Below are 847 nucleotides of genomic sequence, written 5' to 3' on the forward strand. Positions count from 1 at the left end.
TAGGCTCAGGCCCCATTGATGTGAGGCGTTCGATCTGATTCAGGCTCCTGAGGAGTCTGGATATGAGCGACCTGTATTGGCTGACGGACGAGCAGATGGCTCGGCTGGAGCCCTTCTTCCCCAAGAGCCACGGCAAGCCGCGCGTTGACGACCGCCGGGTGTTGAGCGGGATCATCTTCGTCAACCGCAACGGCCTCCGCTGGCGAGATGCGCCGGCGGCCTACGGACCGCACAAGACCCTCTACAACCGCTGGAAGCGATGGAGTGAGGCTGGCGTCTTCATCCGGATGATGGAGGGCTTGTCCGGGGCTCAGACCGAACGCCGCACGGTCATGATCGACGCGACCTATCTGAAGGCGCACCGCACGGCTTCGAGCCTGCGGGTAAAAAAGGGGGTCTCGGGCGACTGATCGGACGCACGAAAGGCGGGACGCACGAAAGGCGGCATGAACACCAAGCTGCACGCCGTGACCGATGGGAACGGGCGGCCCATCAGCCTCTTCATGACAGCGGGTCAGGTCAGCGACTACATCGGCGCTGCCGCTCTCCTGGACAGCCTGCCACGCGCCCAGTGGCTGCTGGGAGACCGGGGCTACGACGCCGACTGGTTCCGGGACGCCTTGCAGGCCAAGGGGATCACGCCGTGCATCCCAGGCCGCAAAACCCGCACCGAACCCATCCGCTACGACAAGCGACGCTACAAGCGGCGAAACCGGATCGAAATCATGTTGGACGCCTGAAGGACTGGCGCCGGGTCGCCACCCGCTACGATCGCTGTCCGACCGTCTTCCTGTCCGCCATAGCCCTCGCCGCCACCGTCCTGTTCTGGCTATGAGTCCTGAGCCTA

At 64.3% G+C, this 847-nt stretch carries 1 pseudogene; it reads left to right on the top strand.

Annotation, left to right across the window (positions count from 1 at the left end):
- Window positions 1–62 precede the first annotated feature (62 nt).
- Window positions 63–835: pseudogene (locus ACFFGE_RS12455) on the top strand (IS5 family transposase).
- The last annotated feature ends 12 nt before the right edge of the window (window positions 836–847 follow it).

Source organism: Brevundimonas balnearis (genome assembly GCF_042434805.1).
In the GTDB taxonomy this organism is placed as follows: Bacteria; Pseudomonadota; Alphaproteobacteria; order Caulobacterales; family Caulobacteraceae; genus Brevundimonas; species Brevundimonas balnearis.